Annotated in this window: 17 protein-coding genes; 8 read left to right on the forward strand and 9 right to left on the reverse strand. The window is 71.6% G+C overall.

The genetic code is table 11. The features are described from left to right. Nucleotides 1–14 precede the first annotated feature (14 nt). From ACZ7CH_RS24170 to ACZ7CH_RS24190, 5 genes are all read right to left on the reverse strand, one after another. A complete protein-coding gene (locus ACZ7CH_RS24170) occupies nucleotides 15–1,301 on the reverse strand; it encodes a glycosyltransferase (protein ID WP_470374920.1) in 1,287 nt (428 codons plus the stop codon). A gap of 153 nt (nucleotides 1,302–1,454) precedes the next feature. Continuing rightward, nucleotides 1,455–2,222: an ANTAR domain-containing protein gene (locus tag ACZ7CH_RS24175; protein ID WP_470374921.1), complete on the reverse strand. Its 768-nt coding sequence runs from the start codon at nucleotides 2,220–2,222 to the stop codon at nucleotides 1,455–1,457. A gap of 68 nt (nucleotides 2,223–2,290) precedes the next feature. Then, nucleotides 2,291–2,992 (reverse strand): GAF and ANTAR domain-containing protein, encoded by a 702-nt coding sequence (locus ACZ7CH_RS24180; RefSeq protein WP_470374922.1) that lies wholly within the window; start codon nucleotides 2,990–2,992, stop codon nucleotides 2,291–2,293. A 333-nt stretch (nucleotides 2,993–3,325) separates the two neighbouring features. Continuing rightward, complete coding sequence (locus tag ACZ7CH_RS24185; RefSeq protein WP_360393150.1) at nucleotides 3,326–3,553, reverse strand: DUF2188 domain-containing protein; 228 nt, start codon at nucleotides 3,551–3,553, stop codon at nucleotides 3,326–3,328. Between the two features lie 291 nt (nucleotides 3,554–3,844). Continuing rightward, a complete protein-coding gene (locus ACZ7CH_RS24190) occupies nucleotides 3,845–4,048 on the reverse strand; it encodes a cold-shock protein (protein WP_086661517.1) in 204 nt (67 codons plus the stop codon). 522 nt (nucleotides 4,049–4,570) lie between these two features. Here ACZ7CH_RS24190 and ACZ7CH_RS24195 point away from each other — a divergent pair. The 3 genes from ACZ7CH_RS24195 (at nucleotide 4,571) to ACZ7CH_RS24205 (ending at nucleotide 6,669) form a co-directional block, all read left to right on the forward strand. After that, on the forward strand, nucleotides 4,571–5,206 hold the full coding sequence (locus ACZ7CH_RS24195) for a TetR/AcrR family transcriptional regulator (protein WP_458431497.1): 636 nt from the start codon (nucleotides 4,571–4,573) through the stop codon (nucleotides 5,204–5,206). A gap of 84 nt (nucleotides 5,207–5,290) precedes the next feature. Continuing rightward, entirely contained in the window at nucleotides 5,291–6,001 is a 711-nt protein-coding gene (locus tag ACZ7CH_RS24200; RefSeq protein ID WP_470374923.1) for an SRPBCC family protein, read from the forward strand. Next, the gene (locus ACZ7CH_RS24205) at nucleotides 5,998–6,669 is read left to right on the forward strand and encodes a DUF4166 domain-containing protein (RefSeq protein ID WP_360393159.1); all 672 of its coding nucleotides are present in this window, start codon (nucleotides 5,998–6,000) and stop codon (nucleotides 6,667–6,669) included. Before ACZ7CH_RS24200 ends, ACZ7CH_RS24205 begins: the two co-directional genes overlap by 4 nt. 6 nt (nucleotides 6,670–6,675) lie before the next feature. Here the strand turns inward: ACZ7CH_RS24205 and ACZ7CH_RS24210 are convergent, their stop codons facing one another. Continuing rightward, nucleotides 6,676–7,266: a TetR/AcrR family transcriptional regulator gene (locus tag ACZ7CH_RS24210; RefSeq protein WP_360393161.1), complete on the reverse strand. Its 591-nt coding sequence runs from the start codon at nucleotides 7,264–7,266 to the stop codon at nucleotides 6,676–6,678. A gap of 86 nt (nucleotides 7,267–7,352) precedes the next feature. On the opposite strand from ACZ7CH_RS24210, the gene ACZ7CH_RS24215 reads away from it, so the two are divergent. Continuing rightward, nucleotides 7,353–8,102 (forward strand): SDR family NAD(P)-dependent oxidoreductase, encoded by a 750-nt coding sequence (locus tag ACZ7CH_RS24215; RefSeq protein WP_360393164.1) that lies wholly within the window; start codon nucleotides 7,353–7,355, stop codon nucleotides 8,100–8,102. A 264-nt stretch (nucleotides 8,103–8,366) separates the two neighbouring features. On the opposite strand, the gene ACZ7CH_RS24220 is transcribed toward ACZ7CH_RS24215, so the two are convergent. Next, nucleotides 8,367–8,831, reverse strand: a complete 465-nt coding sequence (locus tag ACZ7CH_RS24220) for an enoyl-CoA hydratase/isomerase family protein (protein ID WP_470374924.1) — start codon at nucleotides 8,829–8,831, stop codon at nucleotides 8,367–8,369. Further along, complete coding sequence (locus ACZ7CH_RS24225; protein ID WP_470374925.1) at nucleotides 8,831–9,226, reverse strand: Clp protease/crotonase-like domain-containing protein; 396 nt, start codon at nucleotides 9,224–9,226, stop codon at nucleotides 8,831–8,833. The genes ACZ7CH_RS24220 and ACZ7CH_RS24225 overlap by 1 nt, the downstream gene beginning before the upstream one ends. A gap of 81 nt (nucleotides 9,227–9,307) precedes the next feature. On the opposite strand from ACZ7CH_RS24225, the gene ACZ7CH_RS24230 reads away from it, so the two are divergent. Continuing rightward, nucleotides 9,308–9,892: a TetR/AcrR family transcriptional regulator gene (locus ACZ7CH_RS24230; RefSeq protein ID WP_470374926.1), complete on the forward strand. Its 585-nt coding sequence runs from the start codon at nucleotides 9,308–9,310 to the stop codon at nucleotides 9,890–9,892. A gap of 2 nt (nucleotides 9,893–9,894) precedes the next feature. Here the strand turns inward: ACZ7CH_RS24230 and ACZ7CH_RS24235 are convergent, their stop codons facing one another. Continuing rightward, nucleotides 9,895–10,683, reverse strand: coding sequence for an HD domain-containing protein (locus ACZ7CH_RS24235; RefSeq protein ID WP_470374927.1), 789 nt, complete (start codon nucleotides 10,681–10,683; stop codon nucleotides 9,895–9,897). A 330-nt stretch (nucleotides 10,684–11,013) separates the two neighbouring features. Here ACZ7CH_RS24235 and ACZ7CH_RS24240 point away from each other — a divergent pair, with 330 nt between their 5' ends. The 3 genes from ACZ7CH_RS24240 (at nucleotide 11,014) to ACZ7CH_RS24250 (ending at nucleotide 14,140) form a co-directional block, all read left to right on the forward strand. Then, the gene (locus ACZ7CH_RS24240; protein ID WP_470374928.1) at nucleotides 11,014–11,640 is read left to right on the forward strand and encodes a hypothetical protein; all 627 of its coding nucleotides are present in this window, start codon (nucleotides 11,014–11,016) and stop codon (nucleotides 11,638–11,640) included. Between the two features lie 128 nt (nucleotides 11,641–11,768). Continuing rightward, nucleotides 11,769–13,217, forward strand: coding sequence for a hypothetical protein (locus ACZ7CH_RS24245; protein WP_470374929.1), 1,449 nt, complete (start codon nucleotides 11,769–11,771; stop codon nucleotides 13,215–13,217). A gap of 134 nt (nucleotides 13,218–13,351) precedes the next feature. Further along, on the forward strand, nucleotides 13,352–14,140 hold the full coding sequence (locus ACZ7CH_RS24250; RefSeq protein ID WP_470374930.1) for an MOSC domain-containing protein: 789 nt from the start codon (nucleotides 13,352–13,354) through the stop codon (nucleotides 14,138–14,140). Nucleotides 14,141–14,142 lie beyond the last annotated feature (2 nt).

Consider the following 14,142-nt stretch of genomic DNA (forward strand, 5'->3'; position numbering starts at 1 on the left):
GGGAGCCGACGCGCTCACCTCGGTGTCGACCCCGTCCGCGCGCGGGAGGACCGCGACCCGACCACCGAGGTACCGGCACTGCGGGCGTTCACCGCCGTGGAGTAGGTGCGCACCAGGTCGGAGGCGACCCGCTGCCACGAGTACCGCGCCTGTGCCCTGTCGTGTCCTGCGACGCTGAGCAGATCGCGGTACGTGCCGTCGGCGAGCAGGGCCCTCAACGCCTTGGCGGTCGCCTCCGGCCGGTCGCGCGGGACCAGCACCCCGGTCAGCCCGTCCACCACGAGGTCGACCAGACCGCCGACCGGGGTGGCGAGAACAGGAGTGCCACAGGCCATCGCCTCCAGCGCCACGCCACTGGACGACTGGTGCCTCGGCGTGCACACCACGACGTCAGCGGACCGCAGCAGCACGGGCAGCTGCGCGTAGGGCACGTGGCCCGCGAACACGACGCGGTCGCCGACACCCGTCGAACGGGCCAGCGCGAGCAGCCTCCTGCTCTCCGCGTCACCGCGGACGTCGCCCTGCGCGCCCCCGCCGGCGATCACCAGCTCTGTGTTGTCCACAGTGGACAGGATGCGGATCAGGTCGTCGAACCCCTTGTGCGGCAAGAGCCTGCCCACCGAGACGATCCTGCGCGGAGGATTCCGGTCGGTGGTCCCCTGTCCTGCCGCGAACAGGTCGAGATCGACGCCGGTGGGCACCACGACGAGCTTCGACCGGTCCACGCCCATCCCCAGCACGGCCCGCGCCTCCGCGGACGAGGTCGCGACGACGCGGGTGGCCTCGTGACCGACGAGCCGCTCCACGGTGCGGCGTTTGGTGGAGTCGCGGTCCGTCGCACAGCGGTCCTGCGGTTGCGCCGGGCCCAGCGAGTGGTACGTCTGCACGACGGGCACCAGGCTCCTCCGCGCGCTCAGCACGGCCGCGATGCCGGACTGCCAGCCGTGGGCGTGGACGACGTCGGGGCGTTGCGAGGTCCAGGCGCGTTCGAGGAACTCGACGAAGTCGCCCGCGTGGCCGAGGACCTCCTCCGCGTCCAGCGCCGCGGCCGGCCCGGCCGGCACGTGCACGACCTCGTAGCCCTGCGGGGTCTGCACGTGCTGCGGAAGGTGCGGGTGGTCGCGCCGCGTGTAGACGACGATCCTGTGGCCGAGCGCGGCCAGGGCGGCGGCGAGCCCCGCCACGTGGCGGCTCTGGCTCCCGGAACCGGTCACACCCGGATCGGTCAGCGGACTGGCTTGCTGGGACACGAGCGCGATCCTCTTGCGCGTGAACGCGATCGACTCGGTGCTGACGCCCACGGCGTTCTCCTCACGACGAGGTGATGAGACCGCGGGTCCGGGCGGTTGTTCCTTGTTACCAGCGAGATCAGACTACCCGGACCCGGTGGGTCCCACACGCGGTGACGCGGTGAGCGCAGCCCGCGATCGGCGTGCGGGCGACGTGAGTCGGAATCACACGTCGGAAGGACGACGCCGCACCGAGAGCAGGTCCTCGGGCCGCAGCTCTCCGACGACGAGCTCCCTGGCCACGTCGGCCAGGCGGCGACCGCCGTTGCGCGCATAGCTGCGCAGTGTGTGGAACGCCTGCTCCATCTCAAGATCCCCGGCGAACGCCAGCACCCCCTTGGCCTGCTCTATGGCGACCCGGCTGTTCAACGCCGTCTGCAGCTGCTCGGTGACGACCTCACCGCGCCGGATCGCGCGCTCCTGCAAGATCCCGATCGTCGCCGTGTCCGCCAGCGCGCGCACGACCAGCAGGTCCTCGTCGTTGAGCAGCCCGGTCTCGCGGCGGAACAGGGTCAACGTCCCGATGGTCTCGCGGCGCAACCTCATCGGCACCGCGTGCACGGAGGCGAAACCCTCCTCGACGGCGCGCGGTGCGAACCGGGGCCACCGCCGCACCTCCGTCGTCAGGTCCGCGACCAGCACAGCCTCACCGCTGTGCACGCAGTCCATGCACGGGCCCTCGCTCGCCTGGAGCTGGAACAGCTCGAGCATGTGGGTCTGGGCCGACGAGTAGGCCACCACCCGCAGGCCGCCGTGCTGGTCGGACAGCATCAACCCGGCCGCCGTCGCATCCAGCAGGTGGACGCAGTGCTCGACCAGCCGGTGCAGCACGTCCACCACGTCGTAGTCGTCGACGAGCGTGTCCGCCAGCTGGACGAGCGCCCTGAGCAACCGCGACTCCCGCTCTGTCGTGGACAGTGCGTTATCGCTCATCACCAGCTCCTGTCTTGGTCGTCCTGCGGTGGGTGCCGCGCAGGACGGGAGTGCTGTGTCGTACGTGGTCATGTGGCGAGCTCCAGCGGTGACAGCTTGCGGCTCGTGATGTCCCTGGCGATCTCGTCCAGCGACCTGCCCCTCGCGAAGGCGTAGCCCCGCAACCGGGACAGCGCCTCCTCCGCGGGGACGCCGAGGGCGGCGATGAGCATGCCGGTCGCCTGGTGGACCTGTTCGCGACCGGGTGCCATGACGCTGCGGAGGCCGGTGGTGTCGTCGACCTCGCCCAGGAGCAGACCGAGCAGCACCGCGGTCACGACGTCGACCACCTCCAGCGCCATGGTGAGCTCGTCAGCCGAAAGCCAGCCGGGCTGCCTGCGGTAGAGGTCGAGCGCGCCGATGCCGATCGCCCCCGCCTGCAGCGGGAACGCGAAGATCGCGCCGATGGGCAGCGCGGCGATGGCAGCCGCGAACACCGGCCACTCCAGGACCGACGCACGGGGCAGGTCGGGAACCAGCACGGGTTTGCGGCTCGCGAACGCCTCGAAGCACGGGCCCTCGCCCAGGGTGAACTGGACGTCCTCGATCTTCGTCGCGATCTCGTCGCTGGCGTACAACGTCTCACGTTCCCGCGGGCTGCTCATCACCGAGATCGAGGCGCCGTCGACCGGCAGCACGTCCACGCACGCGCGGATCACGCGCGCCATGGTGTCGAGCCCGCTCCCGCTGTCCCGAAGCGCGGCCATCACCGCCGCTCGTGCGTCGCTCACCGACCGATGCGGCCCATCAGGTGCGCGCACCTTCGCTCACACCGCCGAACAACGGCCGGTCGTCCACGGCTGGCACAGCATTCCTCCACCACGTCGACTGATTCCAGTCGCTCGTGGACGTAGCGAGGTCTGGGCCCACGCCTTGCGTGACCGCATCAGGTTTAACTTCTTCACCGTACTGCGCGCATGCCCGCGGCGCGCAGTACGGTCTCGCCGGCGGCTTGCGGGCGCGTCGCCGGGCAGGCTCCGCGGTCGCCACCCCGCCGTTCCTCACCCGCCGACCAGGTCGTGCCGTGTTCTCGCACTCCCGGTGCGAGAACACCGACAGCGACATCAGCGGGGAAAGGTGTGGGGGTCGCGGCCGCGGGGGTAGACGTCGTGCTCGCTGATCACCCCGTCGCGGCCCCGGACGATGTGGTCCACCGCGTGCACGATCGCCATCTCACGACCGTTCGCGGCCGCGTCCTGCTTGGTGAGGTGTGTGCTGGAGACCTGGTCGTTGCCCTGGACCTTGTTCTTCCACCGGCCGTCTTCGAAGTAGGTCTCGATGTCGCCACGCATGGGCTCTCTCCCGTCGGGGTCGCTCGGTCGAGTACCCCGGACGTCGAGCGGCACACCACTCGCGCTCCATCGGCGTGATCAGCCGTGCCGGCGGTGAACGAGGAGTACGCGAAGTCGGTGGCCTGCTCGACCAGCGCACGACGCTCGGTCCGGCTCGGCGCGGCGGGTGGTGGCACCGGAGCCGGCGAGCGGCCACCGCGCACGTCAAAGCCCGGCCGGGATCGGTGGACCCAGGCCGGGCTTCGGTGTGACCAGCTCAGTCCGACGAGCGGACCGGCAGCCGACGCAGAACTAGGCGGGAACGACGTTGTCCGCCTGCGGGCCCTTCTGACCCTGAGTGACCTCGAAGGAGACCTTCTGGCCCTCCTGGAGCTCCCGGTAGCCCTGCGCGGCGATGTTCGAGTAGTGGACGAACACGTCGGCGCCGCCGCCGTCCTGCTCGATGAAGCCGAAGCCCTTTTCGGCGTTGAACCACTTCACGGTTCCGGTAGCCATGTGCACTCCTGTGATGAGTTGGCATCCGCACTGTCGCGGGTGCCTGGGGATCATCCGCCACGGCCTGCGGAAACGCTGAAACAGCAAAAAGCCCGTGATATTGATCACGGGCGAGTTCTACTTCGTAACCATGACTGATGGGACTACCTTACACCACGATCTCCGATTGGCGCGAACGCCCGGCCGAATTCGATCAAATCCGCAGGTCGTGGTCGGGTCGTACGCCCTCGCCGACTGGAGCCGCTGGGGCCGGTGGTGACCTCAGGTCGAGGGTCACGAGGACCGAGTTCGACACCGCCGCCGCACCGAGGCGGCAGCGCGGGACCCGACGTCCCGCTTCCGCATCGCGCGGGCGACGTGGTGTTCGGCGATGCGTGGTGACAGGAACGGCTCGTCGGTGACCCGCCGGTCGGTGCGCCCTGTGAGGCCGTGGAGCACCCACCGGTACCGGCGCGTCCGGTGCGCGTCCAGTCGAGGGCCGCCTCACCTCGGGCGACCGGCACCGGCCTCTACGGTGATGCCGTGGCCGACACCCGACAACGCCTGATCGACGGCGCGATCGAGACCATTCGCACGCACGGTTTGACCGGCACCACGGCGCGCAGCATCGCGGCCACCGCCGGGGTCAACCAGGCGCTGGTCTTCTACCACTTCGGCACCGTCCACGACCTGCTCCAGGCCGCGTGCCTGGCCGCCACGCAGGCGCGGGTCGAGCTGTTCGCCGAGCGGCTCGAGCAGATCACCGACCTGCGCCGGCTCCTGGAGCTGGGCCGCGCGCTGCACGCCGAGGAACGGGCGCAGGGCAACGTCATGGTGCTCGCCCAGCTGCTGGCCGGCGCCCAGACCGACCCCCGGCTCGCCGAGGCCACTGCGGCGTCCCTGCGGTTGTGGATCAACCCGATCGAGCGGGCGCTGACCCGGTCGCTGGCCGGCTCCCCGGTCTCCGACCTGATCGACACGGCGGGTCTCGCCCGTGCGGTGAGCGCCGGGTTCATCGGGCTGGAGCTGTACGAGGGCGTCGACCCGGACGGGTCGAAGGCGGCCATGGACGCCCTCGACCGGCTGGCCGTGCTCATCGAGGTGGTGGACGACCTCGGGCCGATCGCGGTGCGCGCGCTGCGCTCCAAACTCCGCAAGACGGCCGGGAAGGCGAAGTAACCCCAGCTCAACGCCCTGTTTGAGCATATGCTCAAATCCGGCTAACCTCCTGTTTGAGCAACTGCTCAAACAGGAGGGGGTGCCATGGCGCGGCGGCGGACGCTCTACGTGGAGACGGTGATCAGGGCCGACCTCGACGACGTGTGGCTGCGGACCCAGGACCCGCACCAGCACCAGCGGTGGGACCTGCGGTTCACCACGATCGACCACCTGCCGAAGGCGGACCAGGACGCGGAGCAGCGCTTCCGGTACTCGGTCCGCGTCCTGCCCGGTCTGGAGGTGGACGGGACCGGGGTCAGCGTCGGTGAGCGGGTCAAGGCCGACGGCTCGCGGACGTCGGCGCTGCGGTTCAGCTCGGCGCACCCGCTGTCCCCGATCCGCTCCGGGTCGGGGTACTGGCGGTACGTGCCGACCGCCGCGGGGGTCCGGTTCCTCACCGGCTACGACTACCGGCCCGGCTGGGGGCGGCTGGGGGCGCTGGCCGACCGCCCGTTCCGCCTGCTGATGGGGTGGGGGACGGCCTGGTCGTTCGACCGGCTCCGGCTGTGGCTCGAACGCGGCGTCCGTCCCGAGGTGTCGTTGCGGTGGGCGCTGCTGGACGCGGGCACGAGGGCCGGTGTCTGCGCCGTGGCCTGGCTGTCCGGGCCCGCCGTGCTCGCCGCGGCCCTCACCCTCGCCGCCCTGCTGGCTCCGCCGCTGCCGTCCACCCCGGCCGCCAGGAGGTGCCGGCGCACGCCGCCGGACCGCCGGTCGTCGACGGCGCCCTCGACCCTGCTGACCTTGGAGCGCCCGTGACGTCGATCTTCCAGCGCGCCCTCGGCGCCGACTTCGACCGCCTGCACCCGCAGCTGCAACGCCGGTTCGGCTTCACCAGCGACGACGGCATCGCCTGCGTCGGCACCGGCACGATGGACCGGGTGTGGCACGGGCGCGGCTTCACCCGGCCGTTCCTGTGGCTCGGGGCCAAGCGCCACATCCTGCTCCCCGGCCACGGCAGCGACGTCCCCTTCACCATCGAGAACTACCCCTACCGCGACTCGCTGGGCCGGGAGACGATGACGTTCGTCCGCACCTTCGCCTTCGAGCGGCCCCGGCGGTGGGACGCCACGATGATCTACAGCCCCGAACGCGGCCGCGTCGTGGACTACCTGGGCACCCACCAGCACGTCTCGGTCGACCTCGACCTGTCCGTGGACGACCGCGGCGGGCTGCTGATCCGCAGCGGTGAGCAGCGCTTCCACGAGGGCCCGCTCCACTTCCGCGTCCCCGGCCTGGTGACCGGCGCCGCGACGGTCCGCGAGTCCTACGACGAGGACCTCGGCCGGTTCCGCATCGACGTCGAGGTGACCAACCACCGGTTCGGGCCGCTCTTCGGCTACCGCGGCACCTTCACCTGCGCCTATCCCGAAGGCGGGCGCGTGCCGGACGCCGTCAGGCCGGTCCGGGAGCAGGCCAGGGTCTGACGGCGCTCAGGGTCGCGGGAGTGCGGCCAGCGCGCTCTCCGCGACCGCCTCCAGGAAGCGCGCGTCCTTGCCCGCCTTGCCCAGGGCCTCCATGCCGCGCAACACCGTGAGCACGAGCGCGGCCAGCCGGTGCGGGTCGGCGCCGGGGGAGAGGTCGCCGTGGCGCTGACACGCCTCGATGTCGGCGACCAGGAGGCGTTCGAGCTCGTCGAACGTCCGCAGCGCGCGGGCCGCGACGACCGGGTCGTGCTCGGCCAGTTCGGCGGTGCCCTTGGCGAGCAGGCACCCGCGGTGCGCGGTGTCCGCGGCGACGGAGGCCGCGATGCCGTGCACGTGGGCGGTCAGGCGCGCGAAGGCCTCCTCGTCGGGGCCGGTCAGCTCGCGGCGGACCCCGTCCTCCGCCTGCGCGCAGTAGTCGTCGAACACGCGGTGGAACAGCTCCTGCTTGCCGCCGAAGGCGCCGTACAGGCTGCCCTTGCCCAGGTCGGTGGCCGCGGCGACGGCGTCCATCGTGGTGCCGGCGTACCCGGCCGACCAGAACTGGTCGCGTGCGGCGGCCAGGACGGCTGACTCGTCGAACTTCCGCGGACGTGGCATGCCTCATCGTACCCAGTTCTTGACTGAATCGTCCATAAGTGCCTACGTTATGGACGAACCAGTCAAGAACTAGGGAGTGGTGCTTCATGTCCGGTGTGCTCGCCGACAAGGTGGCCGTGGTGACCGGCGGCAACAGCGGGATCGGGTTGGCCATCACGCGCAGGTTCGTCGCCGAAGGCGCACGGGTCTTCGTCACCGGCCGCAGGCAGGAGCAGCTCGACGCGGTCGCGGCCGAGCTGGGTGACGCGGTCGTGCCCGTGCGGGCCGACGTCGGGAAGCTCGCCGACCTCGACGCCCTCTACGCCGTCGTGCGCGAGAAGGCGGGGCGGATCGACGTGCTCGCCGCCAACGCGGGCGGTGGCGTGATGGCGCCGTTGGAGGAGATCACCGAGGAGCAGTTCGACAGCACGTTCGCCGGCAACGTCAAGGGTGTCATCTTCGGACTGCAGAAGGCGCTGCCGCTGCTGTCGCCCGGTGCGTCGGTGATCGTCACGGGCTCGACCAGCTCGCTCCGGCCGGACCCGGGGCTGGAGGTCTACGGCGCCTCGAAGGCCGCGGTGCGCAACCTCGTCCGCAGCTGGGCGCGCGACGCGAAGACGCGCGGCTTCCGCGTCAACGTGCTCAGCCCCGGCCCGACCGAGACGCCGGGCCTGGTCGGCCTGGTGGCGGAGGACCAGCGGTCCGGGTTCCTCGACGAGCTCGCGAGCGCCGTGCCGCTGGGCCGGGTCGCCGACCCGGACGAGATCGCCGCGGCCGCGCTCTTCCTCGCCTCGGACGCCGCGAGCTTCGTCAACGGTGCGGAGCTGTTCGTGGACGGCGGCTACGTCCAGGTGTGACCGCGGCACCGGGTGCCGGTGTCCTCCCTGGTGGGCAGTGGCGGCAGGTCGCAGGGGCCGCTCCGGAGGTCGTGCAGCGGCCGGCCGCCGTGCTCGCGGTGCCGCACCCACGCCGGTTTCGTCTGTCCGTGCGGGACATCTCGTTCCTCCGGAACCAGCCACCCGTGCTCCCGGACCCTCCGGGCGGGCGGCTAAGGCATCCGCCGCACCACGACCACCTCCTGCCGATCCGCACCGCCCACGTCACCGGCGTCGCCGTGCTGGTCAGAGCCCGTCGAGGAGACCTTCGAGGTCGCGTTCCCCCTCGCGGGTCTGCACGCCGGCGGCGAGCTGGCGGTGGGCGGACGCGACCATGTCCTCGGTGAACAGCGAGTGCAGGGCGGCGTTCTCCGCGGCGTAGGCCTCGTGGGGGATCTTCGGCGCGATGGTCTCGACGGTGGCCTTGATCGCGGCGACGACCTCGGGGCGCAGGCGGGCGATCCGGCGGGCCAGCCGGTCGACGAACGCGTCGATCTCGTCGGCGGGCAGCGCCCGGTTGACCAGGCCGTACCGCTCGGCCAGCTCGGCGTCGACCAGGTCGGTCCCGAGCAGCACCTCCAGCGCCCGTTCCCGGCCGAGCAGCCGGGTCATCAGCACGGTGCCACCGCCGCCGGGGAGGATGTCCATGACGGCTTCCGGCTGCGCCTGACCGGACCGGCCGATGGCCGCGAAGCGCAGGTCGAGCGCCATCAGGAACTCGTTGCCCGCGCCACGGGCGAAGCCGGCGATCTTGCGATGGTCACCTGCGGCAGCCCGCGCACCTCGTCGGCAACGGCCTGGAGGATGTTCATGCCGTCCGGGACGGGCACGTCCGGCGCGGCGGCGATCGCGGCGGCGGTGGCGGCGGGCAACGCCGCTGGGTCGGTCAGGTAGGCCATGTCGCCGTGTGCGCTGAAGAACTCCGGGTCCGCGCTGTCGAACACCACGACGCGCACGCCGGTGTCGTGGCGCACCCGGTTGACGAAGCCGCGCAACGACGGCACCAGCACGCCGTCCATCAGGTTCAGCGGCGGGTGGTCGAGCGTGGCGGTGGCGATGCCGCCGGCCACGGAGATCCGCAGCCCGGTCAGGTCGTCGTAGGTCATCTACACTCCTGGGACAAGTGGGGAGCTTCCCCGGATACGAGTATGTGGGGACACTCCCCACTTTGTCGAGGAGGAGTTGCGTTGGCTGGAACACGCCCTCTTCGCGCTGACGCCCAGCGCAACCGCGACGCGATCCTGGTCGCCGCGCGGGAGACGTTCGAGGCGGAGGGAGTGCTCGCCTCGCTCGACGCGATCGCGTTGCGCGCCGGCGTCGGCAACGCCACCCTCTACCGGAACTTCCCCACCCGCGACGACCTGGTGGCCGCCGTCATCGAGGGCTTCTACGCCCGTGCGCTGGCGGAGGCCGACGAGCTGTCCCGTGCACTGCCTCCGGCCGAGGCATTGGCCGAGTGGCTGGTGCGGGTGGGCTGGGGACTGCGGATCTGGCACGACCTGCCGGTGTGCCTCGCGACCGCGCACGACGACGACAGCTCGGCGTTGCACTCCGCGAACGCGCCGCTGGTGGAACGGGTCGGGGTGCTGCTGGACGCGGCCGAGGAGGCAGGGCAGGTGGCGGGGGAGATCAGCGCCGACGAGGTGTTCGAGCTGGTGCTGGCGCTGTCCTGGGCCATCGACCGGTTCGGGGACGACGAGGAGAAGGCGCGGCGGCGGGTGGTGATGGCGACTTCGGGGATCTTCCGGTGGCCGGAGGCCGGCCGCGGCTGAGGTCAGCTCGCCCGGCGCAGCAGCCGGTGGATGCGGCGCACCGCGGCCAGCCGCTCCTCGCCGTTGAGCGCGAGCGCGCGCACCACCGGGTCGTCGGGGCCACGACGCCGGCGGATCTCCGCGAGCCGGGCCTCGACCGTGATCGCGTGGCCGTCGGGGCAGGTGGACATGTCGGCGTACCAGAGCGCGTCGCGCAGCCGGCCGCGTTCGTCGGGGAACTCCGCCAGGGCGTCGGACAGACCGGTCAGCTCGGCGACGGCGGCGGCGCCCGAGTGGTGGGCGACGAGACCGCACAGCCGCGGGGACATCCCGGCCCGGCGCAGGTAGCGGGCGCCGTCGACCGGGTGCAGGCCCGTGTCGGCCAGCTCGGAGGCGTAGCCGATGTCGTGCACCCAGGCGGCCGCCACCAGCAGGTCCCGCTGGCCGGCGGGCAGGACGCGGGCCACCTGCTCGGCGCGGCGGGCCACACCGGCGGTGTGCGACCAGCGGCGGGGGAGCTCGGTGGCGAGCAGGCGGCGGGCGGTGTTGCGGGCCCAGGCCGACAGCCACGTGCCGGGTAGTTCGGGTGAGCCGGAGGAGAAGTCCTGCGCGGAGGCCCGCACCGAGCGTTCCACCAGCAGCGGGACGTAGTCGCGCACGCGGGCGCCGCCGAAGCGGGCGATGGCGCGTTCGACCCACTCGTGCACCAGGCTCGGTGGCACCTCGTCGTGGTCGCGAACCAGCCGCGCCTCCAGCCGCCTGATCCGCTCGGCCACCTGGTGCCCGGTCGCAGGCGACGTGGTCGTCAGCACGCCGACCACCGTAACCCACGGACCGCCGATCGCCGATGATCCAACCGGTCGCTCCGCCACTCTCACTCCGCGTTGACCTTTCGGCCTCGAACGGTGTCGCAAAGTAGTGGGAAATGCGTGTTTCAAACTAATTCAGATCGCTGACCTGGAGCAGAAGAAAAACTTCCACTTTCGAGTGAACCGGCACCCGTGGGGCACCGAATGCCTCGATGACAGGTGCTGATTCAGCGAAAGGGGGTGATACGCATGAAATCAACATGTTCCACAACGCTGCGGCGAACTCTGGGAGTGGCCGGGTTCCTCTTGGGATTCGGCTTGCTCTCGGCGGGAGTGGCGAATGCCGACGAGAACGACTCGGGCTTGCTGGACGCGCTCGTGTCCCCGGTGGCCGAGGTGGTGGCGCCGATCGCCCAGGTGACCGCACCGCTGCTGACACCCGTGGTCGACACCGCGGTGCAGACCCTGGACCCGGTGCTGGAGCCGCTGCGGCCCGTGACCGCGCCGGTGCTCGCCCCCGTGGTGGGCGTGGTGCGGGACGCTCCACCTCCGCAGGTCGTGGAACCGCTGGTGCCACTGCCATCGGCCCCGCCGGAGGTGGTCGCACCCGTGGTGCCGGCCGTTGTTCCCGAGGCGCCCGCGGTGGCGCTGCCCCAGCAGGTCGTGCCGGCGAAGGCCGAGCAGACCTCCGCGCCTGACGTGGTGCCAGCGGCCCAGACGCCGGTCCAGACGCCGGTCCAATTGCCGGTCCAGTCGCCGGAAGGGCAGTCGCCCGCTGTGCCGCTCGCTTTGCCCGGCACGACGGGATCGGCGTCGTCGAGCGGATCGACGGGCACCGCCGTCTCGGACCTCCCGGCTCTTTCGGGAGTGCACCCGGACAACGCGTCGCCGATGGCGAGTGGAAAACAGCAGTTCCGCGGCTCGTGGTGTTATTACTACGGCCGAAATCATCCCAGCTGAGCAGTCCCGCAACCAAGCCGACCAGATCACCAGCTTGATTGACGGGAAGGTTCGACATGCACAGCTCTGTGCGACGCGGTCTCGTGGCCGCAGCGTTCTCGGGAGGATTCCTCCTGTTCGGAACAGCGATGGCCAGCGCCGACACGGGTGACCACGGTCTCCTGGGCGGGGTGAACGACATCGTGAGCTCGGTCGTCAAGGGCGGCAACGGCGGTGACTCGGGCAACGGCGGCAACGCCACCAGCTCGAACACCGCGCGGTCCGGCAACTCGGGCAACTCCGGGAACTCGGGTGCCACCGGCGGCAACAGCGCCTACGGGCTCTGCGTGCTGGCGGAGTGCCACACGAACGTGAGTTCGGGTGACTCCGGGAACACTGGTGCCACGGGTTCGACCGGTGACGCTTCCAATCACAGCAACACCGTGGGCGGAAAGTCCGGCGCCGCGGGCAACGGGGGCGACGCCACCGCCACGGGTCGTGCGCGGAACACCTCCGCGACCGCCGGCAACGGTGGTGACTCGGGTCAGGGCGGCAACGCCACCAGCTCGAACAACGCCACGTCCGGCAACTCGGGCAACTCCGGGAACTCGGGTGCCACCGGCGGCAACAGCGCCTACGGGCTCTGCGTGCTGGCGGAGTGCCACACGAACGTGACGTCGGGCGACTCCGGCGACACGGGTGCCACCGGTGCGACCGGGGACGCGGCCAACCACAGCAACACCGTGGGCGGCAACTCCGGTGCCGCGGGCAACGGTGGGCACGCCACCGATGGTCAGAAGTGGAGCCACCACAGCAAGTCCGGCTCCACCAAGGCCACCGCGGGCAACGGCGGCAACTCGGGTGACGGTGGCAACGCCACCAGCTCGAACAACGCCACCACCGGCAACTCGGGCGACTCCGGGAGCTCCGGTGCCACCGGCGGCAACACGGCGGTCGTCCGCACGATCGGGTCCGAGCGGGGCCACGGCTGGTCCTGGGACAGCACGAAGTCCTGGACCGCGGTGACGTCGGGCGACTCCGGCGACACGGGTGCCACCGGTGCGACCGGTGACGCTTCCAACCACAGCAACACCGTGGGCGGCAACTCCGGCCCGGCCGGTGACGGCGGCGACGCGTGGGCCGTGACCGAGCAGAAGAAGTCCTGGAACCACCACGGCGACAAGTGGGGCCACCACAGCAAGTCCGGCTCCACCAAGGCCACCGCGGGCAACGGCGGCAACTCGGGTGACGGTGGCAACGCCACCAGCTCGAACAACGCCACCACCGGCAACTCGGGCAACTCCGGGAGCTCCGGTGCCACCGGCGGCAACACGGCCGTGGTGAAGAACGAACAGCCCGGCCACCGCGGCGACAAGTGCCACGGGTGGAAGGGCCACGACTGGAAGCACGGCTGGACGAACCACGGCACCGAGTCCTGGACCGAGGTCACCTCGGGCGACTCCGGAAACACCGGTGCCACGGGTTCGACCGGTGACGCGACCAACCACAGCACCACGGTCGGTGGCCACTCCGGTCCCGCAGGCGACGGCGGCGACGCCACGTCCTGGGCGCACGGGAAGCACTCCGTGAAGGCGTGACCACCAGGTGATCACGAGGCGGGGTCGGCTCAGGCCGGCCCCGCCGCTGTGTGCGCCGGGCAGTTCCGCCGACCGTGAGAGCGTTCTCATCGAATTCGACCCAGCGGTCTCCGAGGCCGAGTACGTTGGCGCACATGGCACACGTGCACGCGTTGACGCTGTACCCGATCAAGGGGTGCGCCGGTGTCGCCGTGGACCGGGCGGAGCTCACCCCGGCCGGGCCGGCGGGCGATCGGCTGTTCGCCGTCGTGGGGGTGGACGGGTCGACCCAGTGGCAGGGCGAGCTGCCGCGGCTGGCCCTCGTCCGCGGCCGGGTGCTGCGCGAGGGCGCGGAGCTGGAGCTCAGCGCACCCGGCGCCGGTGAGCTGGTGCTGACCGTCGTGACGGGTGGCGCCACCCGGCCGGTGGCGGTGGAGAAGTGGCCCGACGCCGGGATCGACCAGGGCGACGAGGCGGCCGCGTGGCTGTCCGAGGTCGTCGGCAAGCCGGTCCGCCTGGTGCGGGAGCCGGACAGGGCCGCTCGGGCCGCCGCGGGCACGGACCCGACCGCGGTGCACGTCCTCTCACTGTCCTCAGTGGACGACCTGAACGCGCGGATCGCCGAGCGCGGCGGGAACCCGGTGGCGCTGGAGCGCTTCCGGCCCAACGTCGTGGTCAGCGGCTGGCCGGAGCCCTGCACCGAGGACAGGGCCGAGCGGATGGCCGTCGGCGGCGCGGAGCTCGGCTTCGGCGAGCTGGCCATCCGGTGCGCCGTCACGCTGGTCGACCAGGACGAGGGCGTGCGGGCCGGACCGGAACCGCTGCGCACGCTCGCGACCTACCGCCGTGGGCCCGACGGCGTTGTCTTCGGCCTGAAGGCGGCCGTGTTGCGGCCCGGCACCATCGCCGTCGGCGACGACGTCACCGTCACCGGCTGGCGCTGACG

The organism is Lentzea sp. NPDC037011, from assembly GCF_055607425.1.

What these genes read in the sequence shown, in the direction of transcription:
- ACZ7CH_RS24215 (WP_360393164.1), top strand. Translation starts at nt 7,353, where the DNA reads ATGTCCGGTGTGCTCGCCGACAAGGTGGCCGTGGTGACCGGCGGCAAC.
- ACZ7CH_RS24200 (WP_470374923.1), top strand. Translation starts at nt 5,291, where the DNA reads ATGGCGCGGCGGCGGACGCTCTACGTGGAGACGGTGATCAGGGCCGAC.
- ACZ7CH_RS24210 (WP_360393161.1), bottom strand. Translation starts at nt 7,266, where the DNA reads ATGCCACGTCCGCGGAAGTTCGACGAGTCAGCCGTCCTGGCCGCCGCA.
- ACZ7CH_RS24225 (WP_470374925.1), bottom strand. Translation starts at nt 9,226, where the DNA reads ATGACCTACGACGACCTGACCGGGCTGCGGATCTCCGTGGCCGGCGGC.
- ACZ7CH_RS24175 (WP_470374921.1), bottom strand. Translation starts at nt 2,222, where the DNA reads ATGAGCGATAACGCACTGTCCACGACAGAGCGGGAGTCGCGGTTGCTC.
- ACZ7CH_RS24190 (WP_086661517.1), bottom strand. Translation starts at nt 4,048, where the DNA reads ATGGCTACCGGAACCGTGAAGTGGTTCAACGCCGAAAAGGGCTTCGGC.
- ACZ7CH_RS24245 (WP_470374929.1), top strand. Translation starts at nt 11,769, where the DNA reads ATGGCCAGCGCCGACACGGGTGACCACGGTCTCCTGGGCGGGGTGAAC.
- ACZ7CH_RS24250 (WP_470374930.1), top strand. Translation starts at nt 13,352, where the DNA reads ATGGCACACGTGCACGCGTTGACGCTGTACCCGATCAAGGGGTGCGCC.
- ACZ7CH_RS24185 (WP_360393150.1), bottom strand. Translation starts at nt 3,553, where the DNA reads ATGCGTGGCGACATCGAGACCTACTTCGAAGACGGCCGGTGGAAGAAC.
- ACZ7CH_RS24220 (WP_470374924.1), bottom strand. Translation starts at nt 8,831, where the DNA reads ATGGCGCTCGACCTGCGCTTCGCGGCCATCGGCCGGTCCGGTCAGGCG.